Source organism: Azohydromonas lata, from assembly GCF_034427735.1.
In the GTDB taxonomy this organism is placed as follows: domain Bacteria; phylum Pseudomonadota; class Gammaproteobacteria; order Burkholderiales; family Burkholderiaceae_C; genus Azohydromonas; species Azohydromonas lata.
Genome location: NZ_JAXOJX010000058.1, coordinates 16,066 through 40,217, shown reverse-complemented (window position 1 = coordinate 40,217; position 24,152 = coordinate 16,066). Strand labels below are relative to the sequence as shown.

The 24,152-nt window shown below is 62.4% G+C and carries 25 protein-coding genes and 3 pseudogenes; 24 read left to right on the top strand and 4 right to left on the bottom strand.

Annotated features, from left to right (window positions below; all coding sequences use genetic code 11):
* The 5 genes and pseudogenes from SM757_RS26415 to SM757_RS26395 form a co-directional block, all read left to right on the top strand.
* On the top strand, positions 1–490 hold a 490-nt coding region (locus SM757_RS26415), incomplete at its 5' end, for a HipA domain-containing protein (RefSeq protein ID WP_322467682.1).
* 329 nt (positions 491–819) lie between these two features.
* The gene (locus tag SM757_RS26410; protein ID WP_322467681.1) at positions 820–1,002 is read left to right on the top strand and encodes a hypothetical protein; all 183 of its coding nucleotides are present in this window, start codon (positions 820–822) and stop codon (positions 1,000–1,002) included.
* A gap of 21 nt (positions 1,003–1,023) precedes the next feature.
* Positions 1,024–1,263: a hypothetical protein gene (locus SM757_RS26405; RefSeq protein WP_322467680.1), complete on the top strand. Its 240-nt coding sequence runs from the start codon at positions 1,024–1,026 to the stop codon at positions 1,261–1,263.
* A complete protein-coding gene (tnpB, locus tag SM757_RS26400) occupies positions 1,239–1,598 on the top strand; it encodes an IS66 family insertion sequence element accessory protein TnpB (RefSeq protein ID WP_322467679.1) in 360 nt (119 codons plus the stop codon). Before SM757_RS26405 ends, tnpB begins: the two co-directional genes overlap by 25 nt.
* Before the next feature lie 100 nt (positions 1,599–1,698).
* Positions 1,699–2,547 (top strand): annotated as a pseudogene (locus tag SM757_RS26395) (IS66 family transposase); the annotation flags it as partial.
* A gap of 40 nt (positions 2,548–2,587) precedes the next feature.
* On the opposite strand, the gene SM757_RS26390 reads toward SM757_RS26395, so the two are convergent.
* Complete coding sequence (locus SM757_RS26390) at positions 2,588–4,660, bottom strand: recombinase family protein (RefSeq protein WP_322467678.1); 2,073 nt, start codon at positions 4,658–4,660, stop codon at positions 2,588–2,590.
* Complete coding sequence (locus SM757_RS26385; protein ID WP_322467677.1) at positions 4,641–4,820, bottom strand: hypothetical protein; 180 nt, start codon at positions 4,818–4,820, stop codon at positions 4,641–4,643. Before SM757_RS26385 ends, SM757_RS26390 begins: the two co-directional genes overlap by 20 nt.
* A gap of 114 nt (positions 4,821–4,934) precedes the next feature.
* On the opposite strand from SM757_RS26385, the gene tnpC reads away from it, so the two are divergent.
* From tnpC to SM757_RS26335, 10 genes are all read left to right on the top strand, one after another.
* The gene (tnpC, locus tag SM757_RS26380) at positions 4,935–5,882 is read left to right on the top strand and encodes an IS66 family transposase (protein ID WP_456062123.1); all 948 of its coding nucleotides are present in this window, start codon (positions 4,935–4,937) and stop codon (positions 5,880–5,882) included.
* Positions 5,883–6,126: 244 nt separating this feature from the next.
* A complete protein-coding gene (locus SM757_RS26375; RefSeq protein ID WP_322467675.1) occupies positions 6,127–7,587 on the top strand; it encodes a 2-hydroxymuconic semialdehyde dehydrogenase in 1,461 nt (486 codons plus the stop codon).
* Between the two features lie 11 nt (positions 7,588–7,598).
* Positions 7,599–8,396, top strand: coding sequence for a 2-oxopent-4-enoate hydratase (dmpE, locus tag SM757_RS26370; protein ID WP_322467674.1), 798 nt, complete (start codon positions 7,599–7,601; stop codon positions 8,394–8,396).
* Entirely contained in the window at positions 8,393–9,187 is a 795-nt protein-coding gene (gene dmpH / locus SM757_RS26365; RefSeq protein ID WP_322467673.1) for a 2-oxo-3-hexenedioate decarboxylase, read from the top strand. The genes dmpE and dmpH overlap by 4 nt, the downstream gene beginning before the upstream one ends.
* An 86-nt stretch (positions 9,188–9,273) precedes the next feature.
* Complete coding sequence (locus SM757_RS26360) at positions 9,274–9,507, top strand: tautomerase family protein (protein WP_407655809.1); 234 nt, start codon at positions 9,274–9,276, stop codon at positions 9,505–9,507.
* Between the two features lie 70 nt (positions 9,508–9,577).
* A complete protein-coding gene (locus SM757_RS26355; RefSeq protein WP_322467684.1) occupies positions 9,578–10,492 on the top strand; it encodes an acetaldehyde dehydrogenase (acetylating) in 915 nt (304 codons plus the stop codon).
* Positions 10,492–11,565, top strand: a complete 1,074-nt coding sequence (gene dmpG, locus SM757_RS26350) for a 4-hydroxy-2-oxovalerate aldolase (RefSeq protein ID WP_322467671.1) — start codon at positions 10,492–10,494, stop codon at positions 11,563–11,565. The genes SM757_RS26355 and dmpG overlap by 1 nt, the downstream gene beginning before the upstream one ends.
* A 33-nt stretch (positions 11,566–11,598) precedes the next feature.
* Complete coding sequence (locus tag SM757_RS26345; RefSeq protein ID WP_322467670.1) at positions 11,599–12,351, top strand: SDR family oxidoreductase; 753 nt, start codon at positions 11,599–11,601, stop codon at positions 12,349–12,351.
* Between the two features lie 30 nt (positions 12,352–12,381).
* Positions 12,382–12,807 carry a tautomerase family protein gene (locus SM757_RS26340; protein WP_322467669.1) on the top strand — a complete coding sequence of 142 codons (426 nt, stop codon included), beginning with the start codon at positions 12,382–12,384 and terminating at the stop codon, positions 12,805–12,807.
* 35 nt (positions 12,808–12,842) lie between these two features.
* Positions 12,843–13,550, top strand: coding sequence for an NAD(P)H-dependent oxidoreductase (locus SM757_RS26335; protein ID WP_322467668.1), 708 nt, complete (start codon positions 12,843–12,845; stop codon positions 13,548–13,550).
* A 12-nt stretch (positions 13,551–13,562) separates the two neighbouring features.
* On the opposite strand, the gene SM757_RS26330 is transcribed toward SM757_RS26335, so the two are convergent.
* Positions 13,563–14,477, bottom strand: a complete 915-nt coding sequence (locus SM757_RS26330; protein ID WP_322467667.1) for a LysR family transcriptional regulator — start codon at positions 14,475–14,477, stop codon at positions 13,563–13,565.
* Between the two features lie 85 nt (positions 14,478–14,562).
* On the bottom strand, positions 14,563–16,296 hold the full coding sequence (locus SM757_RS26325; RefSeq protein ID WP_322467666.1) for a sigma 54-interacting transcriptional regulator: 1,734 nt from the start codon (positions 16,294–16,296) through the stop codon (positions 14,563–14,565).
* Positions 16,297–16,522: 226 nt separating this feature from the next.
* Here SM757_RS26325 and SM757_RS26320 point away from each other — a divergent pair, with 226 nt between their 5' ends.
* The 9 genes and pseudogenes from SM757_RS26320 to SM757_RS26285 all read left to right on the top strand — a co-directional run.
* Positions 16,523–17,551 carry an aromatic ring-hydroxylating dioxygenase subunit alpha gene (locus SM757_RS26320; RefSeq protein WP_322467665.1) on the top strand — a complete coding sequence of 343 codons (1,029 nt, stop codon included), beginning with the start codon at positions 16,523–16,525 and terminating at the stop codon, positions 17,549–17,551.
* Between the two features lie 25 nt (positions 17,552–17,576).
* Positions 17,577–18,617 (top strand): aromatic ring-hydroxylating dioxygenase subunit alpha, encoded by a 1,041-nt coding sequence (locus SM757_RS26315; RefSeq protein ID WP_322467664.1) that lies wholly within the window; start codon positions 17,577–17,579, stop codon positions 18,615–18,617.
* Between the two features lie 113 nt (positions 18,618–18,730).
* Positions 18,731–19,693 carry a PDR/VanB family oxidoreductase gene (locus tag SM757_RS26310; protein ID WP_407655808.1) on the top strand — a complete coding sequence of 321 codons (963 nt, stop codon included), beginning with the start codon at positions 18,731–18,733 and terminating at the stop codon, positions 19,691–19,693.
* A 95-nt stretch (positions 19,694–19,788) separates the two neighbouring features.
* Positions 19,789–20,283, top strand: a complete 495-nt coding sequence (locus SM757_RS26305; protein WP_322467662.1) for a bacteriohemerythrin — start codon at positions 19,789–19,791, stop codon at positions 20,281–20,283.
* 105 nt (positions 20,284–20,388) lie between these two features.
* Complete coding sequence (locus SM757_RS26300) at positions 20,389–20,721, top strand: 2Fe-2S iron-sulfur cluster binding domain-containing protein (protein ID WP_322467661.1); 333 nt, start codon at positions 20,389–20,391, stop codon at positions 20,719–20,721.
* 220 nt (positions 20,722–20,941) lie between these two features.
* Positions 20,942–21,877, top strand: coding sequence for a catechol 2,3-dioxygenase (locus SM757_RS26295; protein WP_322467660.1), 936 nt, complete (start codon positions 20,942–20,944; stop codon positions 21,875–21,877).
* 426 nt (positions 21,878–22,303) lie between these two features.
* Entirely contained in the window at positions 22,304–23,476 is a 1,173-nt protein-coding gene (locus SM757_RS26290) for an OmpP1/FadL family transporter (protein WP_322467659.1), read from the top strand.
* A 53-nt stretch (positions 23,477–23,529) separates the two neighbouring features.
* Positions 23,530–23,679 (top strand): annotated as a pseudogene (locus SM757_RS35615) (hypothetical protein); the annotation flags it as partial.
* A 52-nt stretch (positions 23,680–23,731) separates the two neighbouring features.
* A pseudogene (locus SM757_RS26285) lies at positions 23,732–23,971 on the top strand (methyl-accepting chemotaxis protein); the annotation flags it as partial.
* Positions 23,972–24,152: the final 181 nt, after the last annotated feature.

The window sequence follows — 24,152 nt, the reverse complement described above, 5'->3', positions numbered from 1 at the left end:
CTTGTTCCATTGCGCCGAGCTCACAGGCAACAAGGCCGCGGCGCGGCTCACGATGCTGCGCTGGGCGCTGTTCCAATTTCTGATCGGCAACACGGACGCTCACGGCAAGAACTTCTCGTTCTTCGTGCGCCCGGGCGGCCTGCTGGAGCCTGCGGATTGGTACGACCTGGTCAGTGTGTTGCAGTACCGGGGTTTCGACACGGAGCTTGCGATGGCGTACGGAGATGTCTTCGTGCACGGGGAAGTGTCCGCCTTCGCCCTGGCCGACTTCGCGACGCGCTGTGGCATCGACCGCAAGCTGATGCGCCGCGAGGGGAAGCGACTGGCGAAGCTCGCCATCGCTGCGGCGGCGGAGCAGGCACAAGCTACTGATTATTTGCCCGAGGAGCGGCCGTTTACCGCGAGCATCGCCGAGTTTGTGGAGCGGCAGGCGAAGCGTTTGTCGAAATTGGTTGATGAGGCCGCAAGCATCAAAGCCGACTATCTCTGAGTGCTTGGGTGCTGGCGGGCACCGGAAGCTGTGTCGAAAACCGACGCGACGTGGATGCATGTGATGCCTGCCTGCGCTGCCAACACCCGCTGCCCTGCTCCGTTTGTCCAAAAGATGCTATCGATCGGCCCCAGGGTGATTGAGGAATATCCGCTCCAGCACCGGAAGTGGTTTCCGGTGCCTTCACAATCAGGAGTTGCACATGAGCATCCAAGCCAACAACACTCAAAAATCTCCGAACTGGCCGAACAAGATCCCCGACAAACTCGCCTTGAGGACCGAGGCGGCTACTGAGAAGGTACGTGCCTACGTAGGCAGATGGGCACGCAATGTCAGAGATTTATTTTTCCGAACGGGCCAAGCGGCTGGTGGTGGGCCACAAGCGCGACGGGCGCGGTGTCTATGACGAGAAGGCCAAGCACGAGCTGATCTTGGCGTGCCGGGAGCCAGGCGAGTCGCTGGCCAAGGTCGCACATGCGTGCGTCGTCAACGCCAACTTGCTCGCCAGTTGAATTCGAAGATTCGAAGGCTCAGTGACACAGAGCTCTCCACCCAGCGGTGAGATCGTGGAGGCTCAAGCATCGGACTTCGTGCCGGTGCGTATCGAACCCGTCGAATCCGCCGAGCAGGCCATGGCCGAGCCGGTGGTGAACCTGCAGGCGCGGCTGCCCAACGGTGTCGTGCTGGACCTGCGTGGTTGCGACCTGGGCCAGGCGTGCAGCGTGATCGAGGCCTTGGGGAGGGTGCGGTGTTCCGCTTCAACGAAGGGCTGAAGGTCTACCTGCACCGCCCGGCGGTGGACTTCCGCATGGGCATCAACGGCCTGGCGCTGTTGGTGGAGAAGTCGCTGGGGCTCAACCCGTTCACCGAGTGCGTGTACGTGTTCCGTAACCAGCGGCGCAATCGGGTGAAGATCCTGGGCTGGGACCGCAACGGGTTCTGGCTGCTCTTTAAACGGCTCGAGGCCGACAAGTTCGTCTGGCCCGACGAGGCGACGGTGCCGACACTGACAGCTGGAGCAGCTGCACTGGCTGTTGGAGGGCATCAACGTGGCCGCCGTGAGGCGGCATCCGCAGCGGGTGTACGAGCACGTTGGCTGACGCGCTGAGGTAACGGCCGGGGGCCGCAACGGTACCGGCCACGGCGAAGTTCTCGCACAATGGAGCGTCCCACCGGCACAGCCCGACGCCACGAGAACAACGCCGCCGATGCAGCAGATGCCCAGCGCCGAAGAGTTCCAGGCCCTGCAGCAGGCGCTGGCCGAGGCTGCACGCCGTAACGAAGCGCTGGCCGGCGAGCTGCGCGTCGTGCGCACCGAACGCGACCTGCTGCAGGAGCAGCTCAACCGGTTCAAGCGGTAGCTCTTCGCTGCCAAGAGCGAGGTTCGCGGGACCGAGCAGAAGGACCTGTTCTTCAACGAAGCCGAGGAGCTCGGCGCCGGCGCTGCCCCGGCCGCTGAAGAAGGCTCGGTCGAAGACGACGACAGCGTCGACGTGCCGGCGCACAAGCGCGCCAAGCGCGGCCGCAAGCCGCTGGACCCGGCCCTGCCGCGGGAGGTGGTGCGCCACGAGCTGCCCGAGTCCGAACGCGTGTGCCCGCACGACGGTGCCACGCTGCAGGAGATCGGCGTGGAGGCCAGCGAGCAGCTCGACATCATCCCGCAGCAGGTGCGTGTCATCCGACACGAGCGGGTGAAGTACGCGTGTCCGTGCTGTGACGGCGGCCTGCGCCTGGCGGCCAAGCCCGCCCAGGTCATCCCCAAGGGACTGTTCACCGAGGGGCTGCTGGCCTGGGTCATCACCTCCAAGTACCTCGACGGCCTGCCGCTGTACCGCCAAGCAGCGCTGCTGGGCCGCTTCGGCGGCAGCGACCTGTCGCGCAACACGATGGCCGCCGGCGTCGTGCGCGTGGGCCAGGCGGTGCAGCCCCTCATCAACCTTATGCGCGACCGGCTGCTGGAGGCGCCGCTGATCTACGGCGACGAGACCGAGATCCAGGTGTTCAAGGAGCCCGGGCGCAAGGCACAGGCCAAGAGCTACATGTGGGTGCAGATGACCGAGGGGACCGAGTACGCGACATGATGCTCACCTCACCACGTTATTGAAGCTCAAGAGGAATTTGGTCTGGATCGCCTGTTAGCGGACCTTTACGCGTCTGCCCGACGTAGGAGGCCAGTTCAGGACGATCAAGCTCGCTGCGTACGATGACCCAGGGCGCACTACGACAGGCTTGCGTTGCGGCGATGGCACCAGTGGCGATCATGCGCAACACGGTCATTCCACTCACGCCGAGCACCTTGGCCGCTTGTTCCAGCGTTACTTCCCCACGTTCTTCACGCTCTCCTTCGCGGTACACGGCAATACCGTGGTCGTTGCGATAGGAACGCACGCGCATCTCGGTCCAAGTGTGACCTTTGCCAGAGCGATGACCTAATCGGTTGAGCAGGGATGCAATACCGGCATCGCTGAGCTGTCGTGCCAACTGCTCGATCAGCTTCTGTACATCGGGTGGCGTAGTCCAGCGATGTTGCCCAACTCGGTTCTTTGGAACACGCAGCTCCGTGTGATCTCCTCCTTGCCAATGGATTACGAGGTGGATCTCAATGTCGTCGACGCGAGCGACGATCTCCTTTATGACAGAGCGCACGATGCGCTTGCGAAGCTCATTGCTTGCCGCCGGATCGTGCCAAGCCAACGGCAGGTCTGAACCCAGGCGAAGCAGATCGTCTTTTTGCTGCAGCGTGAGGCTCGGTGAAGCTTGAGCGTCCCAGGCGTCGAGTTCCGATTGCTTGCTCGCCACCTGAGACAGTTGCTCGTTCCATCGACGCTCGAGCTCATTGGCAACCAGCCGGTTGTCGGGATCCACAGCATCGAACTGGCGCTGTGCTCGTGCTGCCTCGAAGCGTGCCTGTTCCAAGGACAATTCGACTTGCTGCCGCTTCGTCTGGTCTTCGCGGGCCCGCTCATCGATAGCCTGCAGCGCGGCTTGAATGCCAAGAGGTCGCAGCATCGAGAGGACTTGTGCAGATATCACTTGGTCCACGCGCAAGGAACCGAACGCAATGCAGCGCTGCAAGGAACCGTGGTTGATGGCCGCGCCCTTGCAGTGGTACCGCGCCGTGTTGCCATCGGTGCCGCTATAGCCGACGTGCAGCTTGCGGGCGCAGTGCCCGCAACGCAGCAAGCCGGCGAGCAGCGCTTCGCCGCGACGCAGCGAACCGCGGACCATGCTGCCGCGCATGTTGGTGTTGTCAGCGATCACGTGCAGGTTGTGCTCGTAGGTGGCCCAGTCAATGTAGCCTTCGTGGTGTTCCACGATCAATACCTGCCAGTCATCGCGCAAGCGGCGGTTGCCGCGCACTACTTGCTTGCGTCCCTGGACGATGCGCGATCGGCTCTCGGTACGACCGAAGGCGTAGGCTCCGGCATAGACCGGATTGGTCAGGATATGCAGCAGCGTGTTGTACCCAGGCAGCCTCCACTGCACGATGCGACGGCCGCCAGCATAGGAAGCTGCTGGAAGCTCAATGCGTTCCTGGCGGAACCACAGCAGAGTCTGGCGTACGCTGCCAGCCTGCGCAAACTGTTGGAACACCGCCGCGATTGCGCTACGCACACGTTGATCTGGGTCCAGTTCAATGCGGTTGTCGTCGCTGCGAATGAACCCTATGGCCACGATGGTGTGAAGGTCGCCGCGCGAGGCCTTGAGCTTGAGGGCTTCGACGGAGCGCTGTCGCAACAGCGACAGCTCCATCTCGGACATGGTTCCCTTCATGCCGAGCAGCAAGCGATCGTTGATGCTGCGCGGGTCGTAGACGCCGTCTTCGTCAACGAGGATGCTGCCCACCAGGGCGCAGAACTCCAGCAGCGTATGCCAGTCGCGGCCGTTGCGCGCCAGGCGTGAGGCTTCAATGCACAAGACAGCACCGACATCACCACTGCATATGGCAGCCAGCAGTCGCTCAAAGCCAGGACGTGCCACCCCCGCGGCCGACACGCCGAGGTCATCATCGATGACGACGACGTCGCTCCACCCCAGGGTCCGGGCGCGGTCAGCCAGAGCGTACTGACGCCGTCGGCTCTCATGGTTGGTCCGAAGTTGGTCAACGGTCGATTGCCGGACGTACACGTAGGCACGACGCGCCAGATGCTCAGGTCCGATCTTGCTCATCGCTGTTCTCCTGAGGGGCTACGGCGCGTGCGCTGCTGACCTGCCAGAGCAGTTGGCTCAACAGCTTGATCAGTTCTTCTTGCTGGGTTGGCAGGATCGCTAGAGGTTGCGGCTCGCCGTCGAACAGGTTGGCCTGGCGGCGCTGCGGGTCGGGCTTCATCGACGCCTCCGTGGGGAGTAGAACGCGTCGGCGACGATAGAACCGCATCCAACTCCCGTCGCAGAGCCAATAGCGCTGCCAGCGACGGCACGGCCACCGCCGCGATGGCCACCTGTGCAGCCTCAGGCCTGGTCATCCACTCTGGAAGATGTGCCAGTGTGTCGTCGGGTTGCCGAACGACAACGTAGTCAAGATCGCCTTGCTGGCACCGACCCAGCACCACCACCTCTTCGCCTACGCGCGGGTGGTACGGGTAGAAGATCTTCAGCAACTCCGGTTGCTGTGCGCGGGCAGTATGTAGCTGCTTCGTCGGGGACCGACGGCACCGGGCCGCCGATCCGGCTTTTCGCCTACTCACCATCGCGCAGCGCGCAGACAGCGCTGGACCTGTACGCCGGCGTGCATGCGGGCAGCGTGCTGATGAGCGATGGCTACGACCCCTACGACAACGTCGCTGCGGCCAACAAGCTGGTGCACTTGGCATGCTGGGCGCACTGTCGCAGGTGCTTCCATGAAGCAGTGCAAGCGCTGGCCAAGGACAAGCGCGGCCCTGACCAAGTGGCTGTGCAGTTCATCGACCTCATCGGCCGGCTGTACCACGTCGAGTCAGTGGCCAGGAAAGAAGAGCTCAGTGCCAGCGCACTGAAGCAGCGGCGTCAGCAGCAGAGCGTGCCAATCCTCGACGAAATCGAGCGGCTGCTGCTGGTCAAGCTCCACACAGTGATGCCCAAGTCGCTGCTGGGAAAAGCGCTGTACTACGCCCACGGGCAGTGGGCCAAGCTCAAGCGTTATGTTGAGGAGGGAAACTACCCCATCGACAACAACGCCTGCGAAAACGGGATTCGTCCGTTCGTGGTCGGCAGACGAGCATGGCTCTTCAGCGACACAGTGGCCGGCGCCAACGCCAGTGCGAACCTGTACTCGCTACTGCAGACCTGCATCGCCAACGGCATCGACGGCTACTGGTACTTGCGCCGGCTGCTGACCGAGTTACCCAAGGCCAAGACCGCCGACGACTACGAGGCGCTGCTGCCCTGGAACCTCGGACCGACGGCGAACTGACCGCCGCTGCCGTCCAGCAGCGAGCACATCATGCCGCCGCCCGCCAGGACGGGTATGCAGGACCGCCTACTTTTGTTTCATGGCGGCCGCCACGCGTTGGAAGTCAGATCACTGAGGTGAACATACCGCGCCGGTATGTCCAGTGCTGCCGGAAGGTATTGGACCGCCTTGCTGGCTGCTTTCTAGACTGCGTTCCAAGCTTCATCAGACAGCGCCTCTCGCGCCGTTCATCAGGACAATTTCCATGAGAGAAATCCAGCACTTCATCAACGGGCGCTTTGTACCTTCGGCCAATGGCCAATCATTTGACAAGCGCTCGCCCCTGGACAACCGCGTCATTGCCAAAGTCCATGAGGGGGGCCAGGCGGAGGTGGATGCAGCGGTGTCCGCTGCCCGCGCCGCCCTGCATGGTGAATGGGGCCGCATGCCCACGGAGAAGCGGCTGGCGATGCTGCATGCGGTCGCGGATGAGATCACTCGCCGCTTCGACGACTTCGTCGCCGCCGAAGAGGCCGACACCGGGCAGCCGCACCATGTTATCGCCCATGCCTTCGTTCCTCGCGGTGCAGCCAATTTCAAGGTCTTCGCCGACGTTGTCAGGAATGTGCCGACGGAGTCCTTCCAGATGGAGACACCTGACGGCCGTGGCGCGCTCAACTACGCCGTACGCAAGCCCAAGGGCGTGATCGGCGTCATCAGCCCCTGGAACGCACCGTTCCTGCTCATGACCTGGAAAGTCGGTCCGGCGCTGGCCTGTGGCAACACGGTGGTTGTCAAGCCCTCCGAAGAGACGCCCGCCACAGCGGCGCTGCTGGGCGAGGTGATGAACGCCGTGGGCGTGCCGCCTGGTGTCTACAACGTCGTGCACGGCTTCGGTCCTGAGGCGGCAGGCGAGTTTCTCACCCGCCACGATGGGGTCGATGCCATCACGTTCACCGGCGAAACGCGCACCGGCGCGGCGATCATGAAAGCCGCCGCCGATGGCATCCGCGACGTATCTTTCGAACTGGGTGGCAAGAACGCCGGCATCGTGTTCGCCGACTGCGATTTCGACGATGCGGTTGAAGGCATCTTCCGATCGTCGTTCATGAACACGGGCCAGGTGTGTCTGGGCACGGAGCGGGTGTATGTCGAGCGTCCGCTGTTCGAGCGCTTTGTCATGGCCCTGCAGGCACGTTGCGAAGCCGTGCGGTACGGCAGACCTGGCGACGCCGGCGCCAATTACGGCCCGCTTATCAGCCACGAACATCAGCGCAAGGTGCTGTCCTACTACGCCAAGGCGGTCTCAGAAGGAGCCACGGTTGTCACCGGCGGCGGCGTGCCCGACATGCCGGGTGATCTGGCTGAGGGTGCCTGGGTGCAGCCCACGATCTGGACCGGGCTGCCCGAAACGGCAGCCGTGGTGCGCGAAGAGATCTTTGGTCCCTGCTGTCACATCCGGCCGTTCGACAGTGAAGAAGAGGTACTGGTGCTGGCCAACGCCAACCGCTATGGCCTTTCAACCACGATCTGGACCCGGGACCTGGCGCGGGCGCACCGCGTGGCCGCGGCGGTCGAGGTCGGCATCGCCTGGGTCAACAGTTGGTTCCTGCGTGACCTGCGCACGCCTTTCGGTGGCAGCAAGCAGTCAGGCATCGGCCGGGAGGGTGGCGTGCACTCGTTGGAGTTCTACACCGAGCTGCGCAACGTCTGCATCAAGCTTTGAAAGTCAGCACCATGGATGCAGCCACCATCGACAAGCATGGCGACGCCCTGTACAGCGCATGGCGTGAACGCCGGGTGCTCGCACCGTTGCTGGAGCGTGAGCCCGGTATCACCACCGAGGAGGCCTATGCCATCCAACAGCGCTTCGTGGCGCGCCGGCTGGAGGCCGGCGAGGCCATTATCGGAAAGAAGATCGGCGTGACGTCCAAGCCGGTACAGGAATTCCTGGGCGTGTACGAGCCGGACTTCGGGCAACTTACATCCGGCATGGTGCGCACGCAGGCCGACGGCGTGGACCTCGACGCGCTGATTCAGCCAAAGGCCGAAGCCGAGCTGGCGTTCGTTCTGGAGCGTGACCTGGTCGGGCCTGGCATCACCGCTATCGACGTGATACGTGCCACTGCCTACGTCTCGCCGTGCTTCGAGGTTGTCGATTCGCGTATCCGCGACTGGAAAATCAAGATTCAAGACACGGTCGCCGACAACGCTTCCTGCGGCGTCTTCATCCTCGGCGACGCCAAGGCCAGCCCGCGCAAGCTGGACCTCGCACTGGCCGGCATGGTGCTGCGCCGGAACGGCGAGCTGCACGCCACCAGCGCCGGCGCCGCGGTACAGGGTTCGCCAGTGAACGCCGTGGCGTGGCTAGCCAACACGCTGGGACGCCTTGGCCTGCCATTTCGGGCCGGCGAGGTCATCCTGTCGGGCTCGCAGTCGCCGCTGGTGCCAGTGGCCGATGGTGACGAGCTCAACTGCACCATCGGCGGCCTGGGCACCTGTCGGGTCCGATTCCATGGAAGGAGCGCCGCATGAACCAGACGCTTGATCGCGAAGACATCGCCCGCCTGACCGACCGCATTGAGGACGCACAGCGCGACGCCTGCGCCATTCCCAAGCTTACCGATGACTTTCCCGGGATGGGCTTGGCGGACGGCTACGCGGTGCAACTGGAGCTGCGGCGGCGCCTGTTGGCGCGGGGTGCGCGCCAAGCGGGGTGGAAAGCCGGCCTGACCTCGCGCGCCAAGATGCTGCAAATGGGCGTGGACGTACCGTCCATCGGCTTCCTCATGGCAGACATGGCCCGCGCGGAGGGCACTTCCATCCGCACAGACGACCTTGTGCATCCGCGGGTGGAGTGTGAGGTGGCCTTCGTCACTCGCTCGCGCCTGGCTGGCCCGGCCGTCACGCGTGAAGAGGTCCTGGCCGCCACGGACTTCGTCATCCCGGCCATCGAGGTCATCGACTCCCGGTTCTCCGGGTTCAAGTTCGATCTGCCCAGCGTGGTGGCCGACAACGGTTCCTCGGCCCGCTACATCGCCGGAGGCCGCGCCCGCGACCCCGGCGACGTCGAACTCGACACCCTCGGCGTGGTGCTGGAGAGGAACGGCGAAGCGGTCGCCTTGGGGGCCACCGCGGCTGTCATGGGCCACCCGGCGGACGCGGTGGCGCTGCTCGTGAAGGTATTGCACGAGTTGGGCGAGGCGCTGCCTGCAGGCAGCTTCGTCATGAGTGGCGGTATCACGGAAGCCATTGCCGTACGGCCCGGTGACTTCGTCACTGCCCGCTACCAGGAACTGGGCAGCGTCTCGGCACGCTTCGTCTGACGCGTCCAGCGGCCCGCAAGGCTGCCCCTGTCTCCGACGGCTTCTGGTCGCCGGTTGGCTGAACTCGCCCTTCAAACACCCCACACATCCGAAGCACAGTCATGCCGATCATAGAAATGCACTTGATGGCGGGTCGCACCGTCGAACAAAAGCGCCGAGTCGCCCATGCCGTAAGCCAGGCCGCCGCCCAGGCGCTGGACGTCGACATCAACACCGTACGCATTCTCATCACGGAGCATGGCGTGGACGAGTTTTCCGTGGCCGGCGTCACGGTGGGCGAGCGCAATGAGGCTCGCCAAGCAGGCAACGCCCTCACCTGAGATTGACGCTTGACCAAAATTGTTGCTTCAGCAACGCCACGGACATTCAGCAAGACGAGAAGCAAGACCAATGAAGAAAATCAAATGTGCCTTGATCGGCTCGGGCAACATCGGTACCGACCTGATCTACAAGGTTCAGCGCAGTGCTGTGCTGGAGCCGGTATGGATGGTGGGCATAGACGACGCCTCCGAAGGACTGGCCCGAGCCCGCAGCCTGGGCTTGAAGACAACAGCCCAGGGCATTGAAGGCCTTTTGCCTCACGTGCTGGAAGATGGTATCCAGATCGCCTTCGATGCCACTTCCGCCTACGTGCACGCGGAAAACTCACGCCGGCTCAATGAGCTTGGCGTGATGGTGATCGACCTCACGCCAGCAGCCATTGGGCCGCTGTGCGTGCCGCCGGTCAACCTGCGCCAGCATGCCGACAAGGTGGAGATGAACGTCAACATGATTTCCTGCGCCGGCCAGGCGACGATTCCCATCGTGCACGCCGTCTCTCGCGTGCAACCGGTGGACTATGCCGAGATCGTGGCGAGCCTGTCGTCCAGATCGGTAGGCCCCGGCACCCGGGCCAACCTTGACGAGTTCACTTACACCACTTCCGACGCCCTCGTGCGGGTAGGAGGTGCCAAGCGCGGCAAGGCGCTGGCCATCATCAACCCAGCGGACCCGCCGGTGATCATGCGCAACACCATCAACTGCCTCACCGAAGGCGAGCCGCGCCAGCAGGAAATCATCGAGTCGGTGCTGGACATGATTGAGCAGGTGCAAAAGTACGTGCCGGGCTACCGACTCGTGAACGGGCCGGTGTTTGACGGCCGGCGCGTGTCAGTGTTCATGGAGGTGGCTGGCCTGGGTGACTACCTGCCCCGGTATGCGGGCAACCTGGACATCATGACCGCAGCAGCCTGCCGTACCGCAGAGATGTTTGCGCAAGAGATCTTGACCGGAAAGATGCGGCTGAAGACCAAGGAGAGCGTGTGATGATCAATGTGAACACCACCGAAGCGGGCCTGCGGGGGCGCGAGGTGCTGCTGCACGACATGTGCCTGCGCGACGGCATGCATGCCAAGCGAGAACAGATCAGCGTTGAACAGATGGTTGCGGTTGCGACTGCGCTGGATGACGCAGGCGTCCCGCTGATCCAGGTTACGCACGGCGCCGGTCTGGGCGGCAACTCGCTGCAGCACGGTTTCGCCATGGCGAGCAACGAGGAGTATCTGTGCGCCGTGGTGCCTAAGATGAAGCAGGCAAAGGTCTCCGTGCTGCTCATCCCAGGCCTGGGCACCATGCGCGAGCTGCAATCCGCCTACGACTGTGGCGCACGCAGCGTTACCGTGGCCACACACTGCACAGAGGCTGACACGGCGCCGCAGCACACCGCGTTCGCACGCAAGCTGGGCATGGACACCGTGGGCTTCCTGATGATGTCCCACCTCAATGATCCCGAGAGCCTGGCACGCCAGGGCAAGCTCATGGAGTCCTACGGCGCACAGACGGTCTACGTCACGGACTCGGCCGGTTACATGCTGCCCTCCGACGTGAAGGCGCGTGTGGGCGCTCTCAGGCAGGTGCTGGATCCGGCAACGGAGATCGGCTTCCACGGCCATCACAACCTGGGCATGGGAATCGCGAACTCCATTGCCGCCATCGAGGCCGGCGCAGGCCGCATCGATGGCAGCGTCGCAGGCCTGGGCGCGGGTGCGGGCAACACGCCGCTGGAGGTCTTCGTGGCCGTGTGCGAGCGTATGGGCGTGGTCACGGGCGTGGACCTGTTCAAGCTCATGGACGTTGCCGAGGACGTCATCGTCCCGATGATGGACCACATCGTGCGCGTGGACCGCGAATCGCTGACGCTGGGATTCGCGGGCGTCTACTCGACTTTCCTGCTGCATGCCAAGCGGGCTGAGCGGCGCTTTGGCGTGCCGGCGCGCGAGATCCTGGTCGAGCTCGGCCGACGCAAGATGATCGGCGGCCAGGAGGACATGATCGAGGACACCGCCATGACGCTGGCCAAGGAGCGCGGCCTGCTTAGCGATGTTGCCCGTGCGGGCTGAGTCCGCACAACACCAGCAAGGAGTCAAACTTCCATGGAATGCAAGCAATGGGCTGTGGTTGTGGGCAGCACTGGAGCCATGGGCGCGGTGATCGTGCGGCGCCTGGCAGCCGCGGGCCTGCGGGTGCTGGCCGTGGCGCGGGACGCCGACGCGCTGGCATCTCTCGTGGCGGCAACACCGGGCGCGGTAGCGTGCCCGGCTGACATCGCTGACGATGCCGCCATTGATGCCATCCGCAGCCACCTCGACGCGCCGGTGCGCATTGCCGTGCACGGGCCGGGCGTGGCCACGGCGGGTGGCGTGCTGGAGGCGCCGCCGGCGGCGCTTGCCGAGGCGGTCAACATCAAGGCTGGCGGGCTGCTGCGACTGATGCGCGCGGTCGACGAGCGACTGCAGCGCGGATCCCGTGTGGTAGCCATCGGGGGACACTATGGCTTCGAGCCCAGCGCCTACGCGGCCACGGCTGGTGTGGCCAACGCAGCGCTCGCCAACCTGGTGCGGCAACTCTCCTGGGCGTACGGCGAGCGCGGTATCACCACGCATTTGCTGGCCCCGGGGCCAGCCGATACGCCGCGCCTGCACCGAGTGGCCGAGCAGCGTGGAGCGCGCGCTGGGCTGGATGCGCAAGCCGCAATGCGCGAGATGCGCGCCGAGTCGGCCATCGGCGAGTTCACCACTCTGGAGCAGGTTGCCTGGGGTATCGAACTGCTGTTGGCGCCGGAAGCCGACGCACTGGCCGGCAGCACGCTGTTCATGGATGCCGGGCGCCGCAAGGGCATGCCTTGATCCCTGAAGGCCCCTGGCGCAAGGACTTCCATGCCTATCCTTGAATACCACCTTGCCGAGGACCGCTATGGCGACGAGCAGCTGGAGCGGCTGCTGGTGCGCTCCAGTCACCTCTATGCCGAGATTCTGGAAAGCCCAGTCGAACGCGTGCGCGTGTATGCACACTTTTTCAAGCCTGCTCACATGGCCGTGGGCGGCCGGCGTGTCGCTGCAGGCGCGCCCGACGCGCCGCATTTCCGCTTCCTGGTGTTGGAGGGACGGCCGCTGGAGCAGTGCCACCGGTTGCTCGAAGGCTTCACGGATCTGGTGGTGGAGATCCTGCTGGCTGACCGTGCCTTGGTGCGTGGCGCCTGCTGGCCCGTCCCGCCTCAACACTGGTCGATTGCCGGCACACCGGCCAGTGTGGCGCGCGCTGCAGAAGTCGCTGCGCGCGTGCAGGACCTGCGACAGGCCTGAATCACTGACCACGCAGCACCGCCCCAGTTGCAGCCATGAACGTCCTCATCGTGCACGCTCATCCCGAGCCCAAGTCCTTCTGCGCCGCGATGTGCCTGCAGGCCACGCAGCAACTGCGTTTGCAGGGACACCAGGTCCGCGTTTCCGACCTCTATGCCATGAAGTTCAACCCGGTTGCCGGTGCTGAAGACTTCGGCGAGCGCTGCAATCCTGATTACCTCGTCTACGCGCTGGAGCAGCGGCACGGCCAGGAGCGAGGCACACTTGCGGCAGATATCCGTGCCGAGATCGCCAAGCTGCTTTGGTGCGATCTGTTGATCCTGAACTTTCCCGTGTTCTGGTTCTCCACGCCTGCCATTCTCAAGGGATGGATCGATCGCGTGCTCGTATCGGGCCTGGTCTACGGTGGCAAGCGCTTCTACGACCGCGGCGGTCTTGCAGGCAAGCGCGCGATGCTGGCAGTCACCTTGGGGGGGCAGCCGCACATGTTCGGGCCGCAAGGCATCCACGGCCCGCTGGAAGACATGCTGGGCCATCTGCTACGAGGCACGCTGGCCTATACCGGCATGACAGTGCTGCCGCCTTTCGTAGCTTGGCACGTACCGTACGTGACAGCTCAGGCCCGCGCACGGATTTTGCAAGACTACCGTGAGGCCCTGCTCACGCTCGACGCACGTGCGCCACTGCCCTTCCCGAACCTGGACGACTACGACGACCGCCTCATGCCCTTGCCACAAGGCTGACCGCAGGCGTCATTATCCTTGCGGGGGCGCTACCGTGCGCGCGGCACGGTATTCGCGCACGACAGCCAGGAAGGACTTGAGCAGCGGTGACGGGTCTGTGGCCCGGTAGAGCACGCTTAAATCCACTACTGCGTGCGGCGCATCGGCCAGCGGGCGGAACGTGGCTCCGGCGACACACACCGAGCCGGCTGCCGATTCCGGGATCAGTGACACGCCAAAGCCCCGCGCCACCAACGCAATGCCGGTGACAGCGTCACCCACTTCCTGGGCAATCGTGGGCTCCACTCCCAGTTGCTTGCACAACTCCACCACACGGTCCACGAAGTTGGGGCGACCGACATTGGGAAACAGCACCATCGGATGCGCGGCGAGCGCACGCAGCGGCACGGCCTGCAGCTCGGCCAGCGGATGCTCATCAGGCAACACCGCGAACAGCCGCTCTGTGGCCACGAGCTCGCGCCCAATGTCAGGCTCGGGCCACATCATGCGGTTGAATGCCACGGTGATGCGGCGCTGGCGTAGGGCCTCGACCTGCTCGCTCTTGGTCATCGTGTGCAGCACGACGTTGACGCCAGGCAACCGCCGCTTGAACTCTTGCAGCAGCATCGGAATGATGTCGTAGATGGCCGAGCCGAAGATGCCTACATCCAGCCGGCCGAGCTTGCCCTCGCCCGCACGCTGTACGCGATCAATAGCCCCCTCTACCAGCATGCGGATGTTGCTGGCTTCCTCCTTGAACATCTCGCCTGCCTGTGTCAGTTCCACGCCTTTTGCCGTTCGCACGAACAGTTCTACGCCGAGTTCCTCCTCCAAGGCCTTGATGTTGCGCGTGAGCGGCGGCTGGGAGATGTGAAGCCGCGTGGCGGCACGGCCAATATTGAGCTCCTCGGCCACGGCCAGGAAGTACTTGAGGTGTCTGAGGTCCATAAAAATTAGCCAGCGATGAAGATACTTCGCGTGTGACATGCCGCGGGATTGGGCATGTGCAACACGTGAGCTGTGTATGGTCGCATCAGGAGTTTTGCTCCTCGGGCCGGCGGAGCTTGCTCATGCGGTACTGCATCTGCCCTCGTCCAATGCCCAGGCTCTTGGCCGCAGCCGATAGGTTTCCGCCGCTTCTCTGCATCGCCGCGGTCAGAAGTGCGGCTTCAGCCTGCTCAAGCGTATGTCCCCTCTCTAGCCACTGTTGTGCCAGCCCATCAGTGGTGTCTCCACTGTCGCTTGCCGTCCCCGTACGGACGAGTTGCCCCGCCGGAGAAAGGCTGAAGGTACCCACATCGACCACTTCGCCGCCTGAGAACAAATGGTGGACATCCAGCGTGCCGTCGTCGTCGGCAAGGATCACGGCACGCTCAACCATGTTCTCGAGCTCGCGCACGTTGCCTGGCCAAGCGTAGTTCCACAACGCGTCCAGTGCCTTGCGGGTAACGCCCTTGATGCTTTTGCCGATACGCCCAGAAAAGCGCTCGATGAACACGTGGAGCATCAAGACGATGTCTTCGCGCCGCTCGCGAAGCGGTGGTATCCGGATCGGAAAGACATTGAGCCTGAAGAACAGGTCGGCACGAAATCGACCGTCGGCCATCGCCTGCCGCAAGTTCTCGTTCGTCGCGGCCACGACGCGCACGTTCACTTTCCGGGTGGCGGTTCCGCCAACACGCTCGATTTCCCGCTCTTGGAGGGCGCGCAAGAGCTTTCCCTGCGCAGCCAAGGGCAGGCTGCCAATTTCATCAAGAAACAGCGTGCCCCCATTGGCTCGTTCAAAGCGTCCTGGACGGGATGCCGTCGCGCCGGTGAAGGCGCCCTTCTCCACGCCGAACAGTTCAGCTTCCACAAGATCGCCAGGAATGGCCGCGCAGTTCACCGACACGAAAGGTCCCTTCGAGCGAGGACCGATTTCGTGCAAGGTTCTGGAGAATCGCTCCTTGCCAACACCGCTCTCCCCCAGGAACAGAACGGTCGAGTCTGTCTGCGCCACGCGTTTGAGCAGGTAAACCACACTGTTGAAGGCCGCAGACGCACCGACCAGCTCTTGCTGTAACGGCGAGGTCGACTGCGGCTGCGCAGGCAGGCCTTCGCTGCGGCGTGGGCTGCCGCGGCCCACCGGCGAGTCGACAAAGCTTTCCGCTTGGAAGAACCGCAGATCCTCGTCCACGTCGCTCCACTGCGAAACCGGGCGCAGCACCGCCCGGCAACGCCCATGTCCCATGCAGACGCATTCGATCTCCCGGGCAAGCAACGGTTGACCAAAGAGGCTGGTGGCGAATGCCGTCGCATAGCCGACGTTCATCCAGCACGCCGGCATGCCGCTGATGCCAAACGACTTGAGATGGACTTCCGCCTCCCAGGAATGGCTCCAGGTGAAGTCACCGTAGAACTCGCCGTCCTCATGGGAGAAGTGCACTTCCAAGGGTGTGTTGCGCACATATCCCTCCATGTCACGCAGCCTGGTGCCCAGTGCTATGGCCGTGGCCACATCCGTGCCAAAGGCTTCTTTCACCCGACTCCAGTCTTCGAGCCCTTGCTGGTATCCCAGGCGCGTGAACATGCCCCTGGCCGTGTCGACACCCAGCCGCTGGATCACTTCCTTGCGCAGCTCTGCCAAGGAAAAACCATGCATCAGCAACATCCGCTGGTCGAACAACAGGATGTGTCCCGTTTCGGGTGCGAACCGCAACTGCCCGGCCAGCATGCTTTCCTGCTCCGAGCTTGCAGCAGCTGCCGTGGTTGCCTTGCGTTTCCTCACATTCGCCTCCATAAAGCAGGCGCAGGGTGCTTGATTTCAATCAACAAGTCGCCCTTGGTTAACCCTTAAGCCGCTTCATTTCATGCATCCGTCATTGTCGGTATGGAAGGTGAAACTTCAAATATCTCAAAGCTGACAACGGCTTAGGTTTTGCATTGCGTCGCTCCACGCTTGGCACAAGCCTTGCGCTAAGGGAGGTGCATACCAAACCACTGGAGACAAGCAGATGGAGCACTTGAAGAACGCGTGGTACGTGGCTGCTTTGAGCACCGAAATCGAAGACCAAGGCATGTTGTCGCGCACGATCCTGGGCCAATCGGTGCTGCTGTATCGCAAGCTCGATGGCAACCCGGTGGCGATCCGCGACCGTTGCCCCCATCGTTTCGTGCCACTGAGCATGGGCAAGCGTGACGGCGATGACGTGGTCTGCCCCTATCACGCGTTGCGGTTCGCCCCAAGCGGACAGTGCGTCCACAACCCGCACGGCGACGGACTGATTCCGAAGGCAGCCAAGGTACAAAGCTATCCGCTCGTCGAGCGGGACGGATTCATCTGGCTATGGGCCGGCGACGAGGCGCTGATCGATCCGTCGCTGATTCCGGACTACAGTCTGCTGTCCGGCGGCCATGCGAACTCCAAAGGCTACGCTTACATGCACATGCAAGCGAACTACGAGATCGTCGTGGACAACATCATGGATTTGAGCCACGTCGACCACGTGCATGGTCCGCTGCTCAACACCGCCGGCCATCTGTCTGCGCAGCAGCCCAAGGTGGTGGAAGAAGGGCGTTCGATCACCGTGCGCTGGGACTGGCAGCAGGATCCTCCAATGGGATTTTTCTCGCCTTTCCTGCCTCAGCCCGGAGCCGCTGCCAGACATCACGTCACGGTGTGCTGGACCGCACCGGGCACGATGCTGCTGACGGTAGGTGCCGTGCAGAACGGTGGGCGTGACGACGACGGCTTGCTGTCCTGGGACCACCATTTGATGACGCCGGAGACAGAAACCTCGACGCACTATTTTTTTGGCACCCGCCGCAACTGGCTTGTGGAAGACGCCGAGCTCAACCGCATGAAGCTAGAAGGCACGGTCCATGCCTTCACCGCCGAGGACAAACCCATCATCGAGGCCGTGCAGCGCGAGATGGGAACGACCGATCTCTGGTCCCTCAAGCCCGTGCTGCTCACCAGTGATCCCGCGGCCGTGCGCTCGCGCCGCCTGCTTGCGAAGTTGATTGCGGCTGAGAACCGCTGAGCCAGTCCTGCATGAGGAGTCACACATGTTCCTTCGCAACGCCTGGTACTGTGCAGGGTGGTCCGATGGCTTGTCGCAGGGTGCCAATGCACTGCTGGTACGCCGCATCGCTGGCGAATCAATCGTGCTATATCGCAAGCCCAGTGGAGAAGTGGTCGCTTTAGAGGACCGCTGTCGCCACCGGCAGGCACCGCTCTCGCTCGGTCGCAAGGAGGGCGACGCCTTGCGCTGCATGTACCACGGTTGGAAGTTCGGTCCGGACGGTATGTGCATCGAGGTTCCTGGCCAGCCGCGCGTCGTGCAACAGGCCTTTGTCCGTTCGTTTCCCGTCATTGAGAAGAACGACTGGATATGGGTGTGGATGGGAGATCCGGCGCTGGCCAGCGAAGAACTTATTTGCCATTCGGTCGGCCCCAACCATCCCGAGTGGGATCTGCGAACGGCCCACATCGAGGTCAACACCAACTACCGGTTGGAAATCGCCAATCTCACGGACCTGTCCCACGTGGCCTGGGTTCACCAGGACACCTTTGGCGGAACCACGGCCTATTCGGCTATCCGGGCCAAGCAGACGGTGACGGCTCGGGGCCTGAACCAGGAGTTCTGGGTTCGGGGGGTACCGGCGCCGACATTTGCCAAGCATCTCTTTCCCGAAGAGGCACGCTTCGACCTGCACTTCAACGTCACGTTCACGGTGCCGTGCAACTTCATCCTGCACTTCCGTGTCTTCACCGCTGGGAAAGCCGCTGATGGTCCTTCAGACGGACAGCTTCTGCTGGATACCTTCTCCAGCCAGGCCGTCACACCCCGGGATGGTGAGTCGGTCGACTACTACTACTCGTGGGGTGCCCAGCGCGGCACGACGGCACCTGGGCTGATCGAGCTGTTGATTGAGTCCAATCACGCAGCGTTCCTGGAAGACAAACGCATCCTCGAAGGGCAATTCCAACGGATGAAGGAATTGCCTGACTACAGGATGTGTGACTACCACCAGGATTCAGGACCGGCAAAGATGCTGTGGGTGCTGGACAAGCTGCTCAAGGAAGAAGCCGAGAACGTCGCCTGAAGGTGTGCAGGCAACTTTAAAAAGGCTTGTGTACTGAACTTACAAGGGGCGCGTGTGGCAGCTCGGTGCCACGGCCCCTGCTCGCGCTCAGAAAATCTTGGAGACAAGACGTGTTGAAACAAACCTGGATCACGGTCGAGGTCAAAGCAAAGCGAAACGAGGCTCAGGACATCGTGAGCCTTGAGCTTGCCGATCCCAGTGGCAAGCCGCTGCCGCCTTTTTCAGCCGGCTCCCATCTCGACGTGAAAGTGCCCAGTGGCTTGGTACGCCAATACTCGCTGTGCAACGATCCGGCCGAAACGAATCGCTACCTCATCGCCGTGCTGCGTGACCCCGCCTCGCGCGGTGGCTCCGTCGCCGTGCACGATGCGATCAACGAGGGAGACACACTCACCATCAGCGCGCCAAAAAACCATTTTGCGCTGGCGCATGAGGCCAGGAAAAGTCTGCTGCTGGCCGGTGGCATTGGCGTCACGCCCATCCTGTGCATGGCCGAGCGCTTGGCGATGATGGGTGCAAATTTCGAAATGCATTACGCAGCGCGCACGCTCGAGCGCATGGCCTTCGTCGATCGCATCCGAGGTTCGCGCTTTGCCGACCGGGTGAAGTTTCACTTCGACAACGGCGCGCCGGTGCAGAAGCTTGACCTGGCCGCAGTGCTTGGGCAACCGGACACCGGTACGCACCTCTATGTCTGCGGCCCCAAGGGCTTTATGGATGCAGTTATCGATACCGCCAAGGCGCTTGGATGGCATGCGGACAACATCCATTACGAATACTTCTCCACCGCTGTGCAGAGCACTGTTGGAGCCGCGTTTGACGTGGTCCTGGCCAGCTCGGGCAAGGTCATTCGTGTCGAGGACGGTGTCACTGTCCTCGACGCCCTGCGCCGGCACGGCGTCGACCTTCCGGTTTCGTGCGAGCAAGGCGTTTGCGGTACCTGTGTGACGAGGGTCTTGGAGGGCACTCCGGACCACCGCGATGTCTATTTCACGGACGAGGAACGGGCCAGGAACGACCAGTTCACGCCCTGCTGCTCGCGGGCCTGTTCCACTCGGCTCCTACTGGATCTGTGACGTTCCCTGCCTCAACCGCATGGCTGTCTGTTGTCCAGCTTGGCTCAACAGACCAATTGAAGCGGTTGACCATGCCCTTTTGAAGGATTGATGCCGTGAAACTGAACATGACGCAAGGCATGCGCGACCCGCACGCGCCCACGCCACCGAGCGGCGATAGCCTGACCTGGTCGGACGCTCGCCTGCTGGGCTTCAAGGCCATGGATGACAGCCATGAAGCGTTCTACCAGACGGTGCAGCACCTCCTGTTCTGCGACGGTGCCACGGCCATGCAGGCGCTGGATGCATTCGAGACACATGCACGCGAGCATTTCGGGCAGGAAGAGGAATGGATGCACAGCACAGGTTTCCCCCCTCGCGAGTGTCACGTTCAGGAACACGCAGCCGTGTTGGATTCGCTGCAAGGTGTCAAGACCAGCGTAGCGCAGGGCCAAGCAGACATTGAGCTCGTGCATGAGTTCGCCGTGTTCCTTTTCCAATGGTTTCCTGGGCACGCGGACTACTTGGACGCGGCGTTGGCAGCCTGGATGAGCAAATGCACCTATGGCGGCAAGCCGGTCGTGCTGCGCCGCCGTTTGCCGGTCGGCTGAAAACCTGGCAACGCCGTGCCTTCGCCTACGAGGCGCAGGCTGCCTTGTACATGGGCCAATAGGTCCCCTGTGCACATTCTCAAGCGCTGAAATTGGGATGGAGACATGACGATGCACGATGCTGCCGCGTCCTATCGCGTGAAGATCTTGGACACCGGAGAAACGTACTCCTGCGCAGTCACCGAATCGGCGTTGCATGCACTGGCTAGAACGGGAAAACGAGGCATCCCTGTTGGGTGCCGAGGCGGAGGCTGCGGTGTATGCAAGGTGGCTGTCATGTCCGGCGCGTACGACAAACGGTCCATGAGCCGAGCACACGTGTCCGAGGAGGATGAAGCCCGACAGCAGGTGCTGGCCTGCTGCATCTATCCACGAGGCGACCTGGAGCTTCAGGTCATTGGCAAGCTCAAGCGTGCGGTCGTGCGCAAAGAATTGTGAACTGTGCAGCGTCCTTTCGCTCACCCAACAGCCAGCGGCATCCGCCAGTGAACTCACCTACGCCGAACATACCTTTGCAGTATCAGCTTTGGCATGCATCGGTATTGGACCCGCAGTCAGTCCACTCCTTAAACTTGATCTGTGCTTTGGCAACCAATAGCGTGTGCGCTAGCCCAACGACAAACACCGAAGCCGAACTTATGCCAACAGGAGACAAGACATGGCTATGACTGGAGTACTGCGTCCGGGCCACGCCCAACTGCGCGTGCTGGACCTGGAAGTGAGTCGCAAGTTTTATAGAGATGTGATTGGGCTTGTGGAGACGGGTACTGATGCCCAGGGGCGTGTGTACTTCAAGGGCTGGGACGAACGCGACCACAACAGCATCGTGCTACGGCAAGCCGACACGGCGGGCATCGATTTTGTGGGCTTCAAGGTCCTGGACGCTGCCACGCTCGACAAGCTCGAGCGCAACGTGCGTGAGTTCGGGATCTCTACCGCGCGCATCCCTGCAGGCGACATGCTTGAAACCGGTGAACGCGTACGGTTCCAACTGCCCACAGGACACCAGTTCGAGCTCTACGCCTACAAGAAACATGTCGGCAACGGCCTGGGCCAACTCAACCCGCCGCCATGGGGAAGTGACGCCGACCGCGGCATGGCACCGACCCGCTTTGACCACTGTCTGCTCTACGGACCCGACATTGCTGCAAACAAGAAGCTGTTCACCGAAGTGCTGGGCTTTTACCTGGTGGAGCGAGTCATCGGCCCCAAGGAAGCCGGTGAGCCGGAGATGGCCATTTTCATGTCGTGCTCCAACAAAACCCACGACATCGCGTTCGTGGAGCATCCCGAGCCGGGCAAGCTCCACCATGTGTCACTGCGCATGTCGTCGTGGGAGCGAGTGCAGCGCGCTAGCGACATCATGGGCATGAACAAAGTGGCCATCGACATCGGGCCGACGCGCCATGGCGTCACCCGCGGCGAGACGGTCTATGCCTGGGACCCGTCGGGCAACCGCTTCGAGACGTTCGCAGGTGGATACGAGCCCTACCCTGACTATGAGCCGATCACCTGGACCTTCGACCAGTTTGGCCACGGTCTCGATTTCCCTAATGGAAAGCTGCACGAGAGCTTCCTGACTATCGTGACCTGAGGAACCGGCGCTAGCAGCTTTTGTTGCTGACCTGCGTTCCACCTCGGGGTCCGGTAGCCCTTAGCACGCATGCCGTCCGAAAGACAGGACGGCTGGAGCGGCTTGGGCTTCATATTTGATCCGCCATACAGCCGCCATCAAATATGTGCCGCTGACACAGCGCCTTCTTTAGAAATACACCATGAAGATCCGCGCTGCTGTAGCCCCGAAGGCCGGCGACCTCGTCCACCAATGCGCTGCTTGAGTTGCAGCGCATCTAGGACTACGCGCTGGTGCCATGTGCCTCAGGCCAGCTGAGGCATTGCCGCCATTTTCAAGCGCTGCTGACGCCTGTATCAGCGCCATCGCCGGTCCACGCAATCAAGCCATTTCGACAAAGCACAGCCATGAGTTTTGTGCGGTGCATAGATTCAGCGGAGACATGAAGTGAAGAAACCCGGATCGATCCAGTTGCTACTACTGTGCTTAGCCGCATGGGCAGCCCCATCGGCCCACGCTGCCAACGCGGCGCAGCTGACTGCTAACGGCGCAACTTCAGCAGGTATGGGAGGTACCTCCATTGCATTGCCACAGGACGCTACAGCGGCCGCGGACAATCCTGCGGGCATGGCGAATGTCGGAACGCGAATGGATATCTATGGCGTGCTGCTGCGCGTCGAGTCGCATTCGACATTTGGCTCGGTCAACAACTCGCATGAATCAAAGGTATTGGTGCCCGCCCCTGGACTGGGTTTCAACTACCAGCTTTCACCGCAATGGACATTCGGCGTGGCCATAACAGGGGCTGGGCTCTCTGCAAACTATAAAAGGCCCGTTTTGCCCATCTCTGGGGCCGGGGATGCGAAGTCCAACTTGGTCATCGTGAACACCAGTCCCACGGTCACGTACAAGCCGCGAGAGGATTTGGCGTTGGGAGCTTCAGTCATCCTGGGCCTTCAGCAGTTTCGCGCCAGCGGCGTCATAGGTGCCGGTCCAGATGGCGGACCGGTCGCGTTGCCAGGCCATGGCAACTCTTGGGCCAAAGGACTTGGTGCCGGCGTCGGTGCACTGTGGGAGGCCCATCCAATGGTCTCGTTGGGAGCCTCCTACTACACAAAGACGCGGTTTTCTTCCTTGTCGGGCTATCGCGACGACTTGCTGGCTCCTAGCGGCGGCAAGCTCGTGAATCCGTCGCGCTATGGCCTTGGAGTCGCAGTCAAACCTGCGCCTGGCGTGATCTTGGCATTGGACTACGTCAAGATTCGATGGGCAGACGCCGAGGGATTCAATACGCCTCAGAGCTTCAGTTGGCACAATCAAAACGTGCTGCGCTTCGGTGCGCAATTCCAACTGAACGATCGGCTTACGGTGCGTGGCGGCTACAACCACGCGAGCTCTCATTTGGACTCGGAACACACGCTTGCCAACTTCTACGCCAACGGCATCAACAATCGTTCGGTGAGCGTGGGCATGACGTATTCAGTTGACCGCAACAGTTCACTGGTTGGAGCGTTCGAGTACTGCATCCCCAGGACCTTGAACGGTACCGGCGTCAGTACCGGCACCAACATTTCGACTAATTTCCAGGTCCTGTCGATCGGGTATTCATACAAGTTCTGAGCGCATCCAGCATCAAGGACGTCCTGGCACAGAAGGAGAAGGCTTACGAACCGTTGATCTTCACACCCGAGGAGCGGGCAGCCTATGAGGAATTCAGGAGACACCGCGACGCCTACTTGGCCGTGCAGGCCAGGCTGATCGATCTCTCTCAAGGGCAAAAAAACATCGAGCAGGCCAAGGCGCTGTTCCGGGGCAAGTCCCGCACGGCCTTCAACGCCATGGCTACGGACGTAGGCAAGTTGGTGGACATTAACGATCAGCACCGCCAGCTCCGAGCAGAGCAACGGCGTGGCCCAGGTCGGCGAATCCGTATCGCAGATGGACAAGACCACCCAACAGAATGCGGCGCTGGTCGAAGAGATTGCCGCAGCCGCGGAAAGCCTGAAGAACCAAGCAGCGCAACTGGTCACCACCCTTGCCGTCTTCAAGCTGGGGCATTCGGACACCCCGGCCCTAGCCGCCCAGCCTCAGAACCGTCATAGTTGGAGCCACTGATCCCCACCCCGGGTCTCCAGCGAAAAAGCCGGCACTCAAGGCGGCCGCCGTCCGCTCGCAGGAAACCCGCTCGGCAAGATGCCCTGCCGACTGCAGCATCGAGCAAAGGGGCAGACCGGCTGATTCTTGACTTTCGATCAAGACAGTTCTGCATGCACCGTACCGCGGTACAGCACCGCTT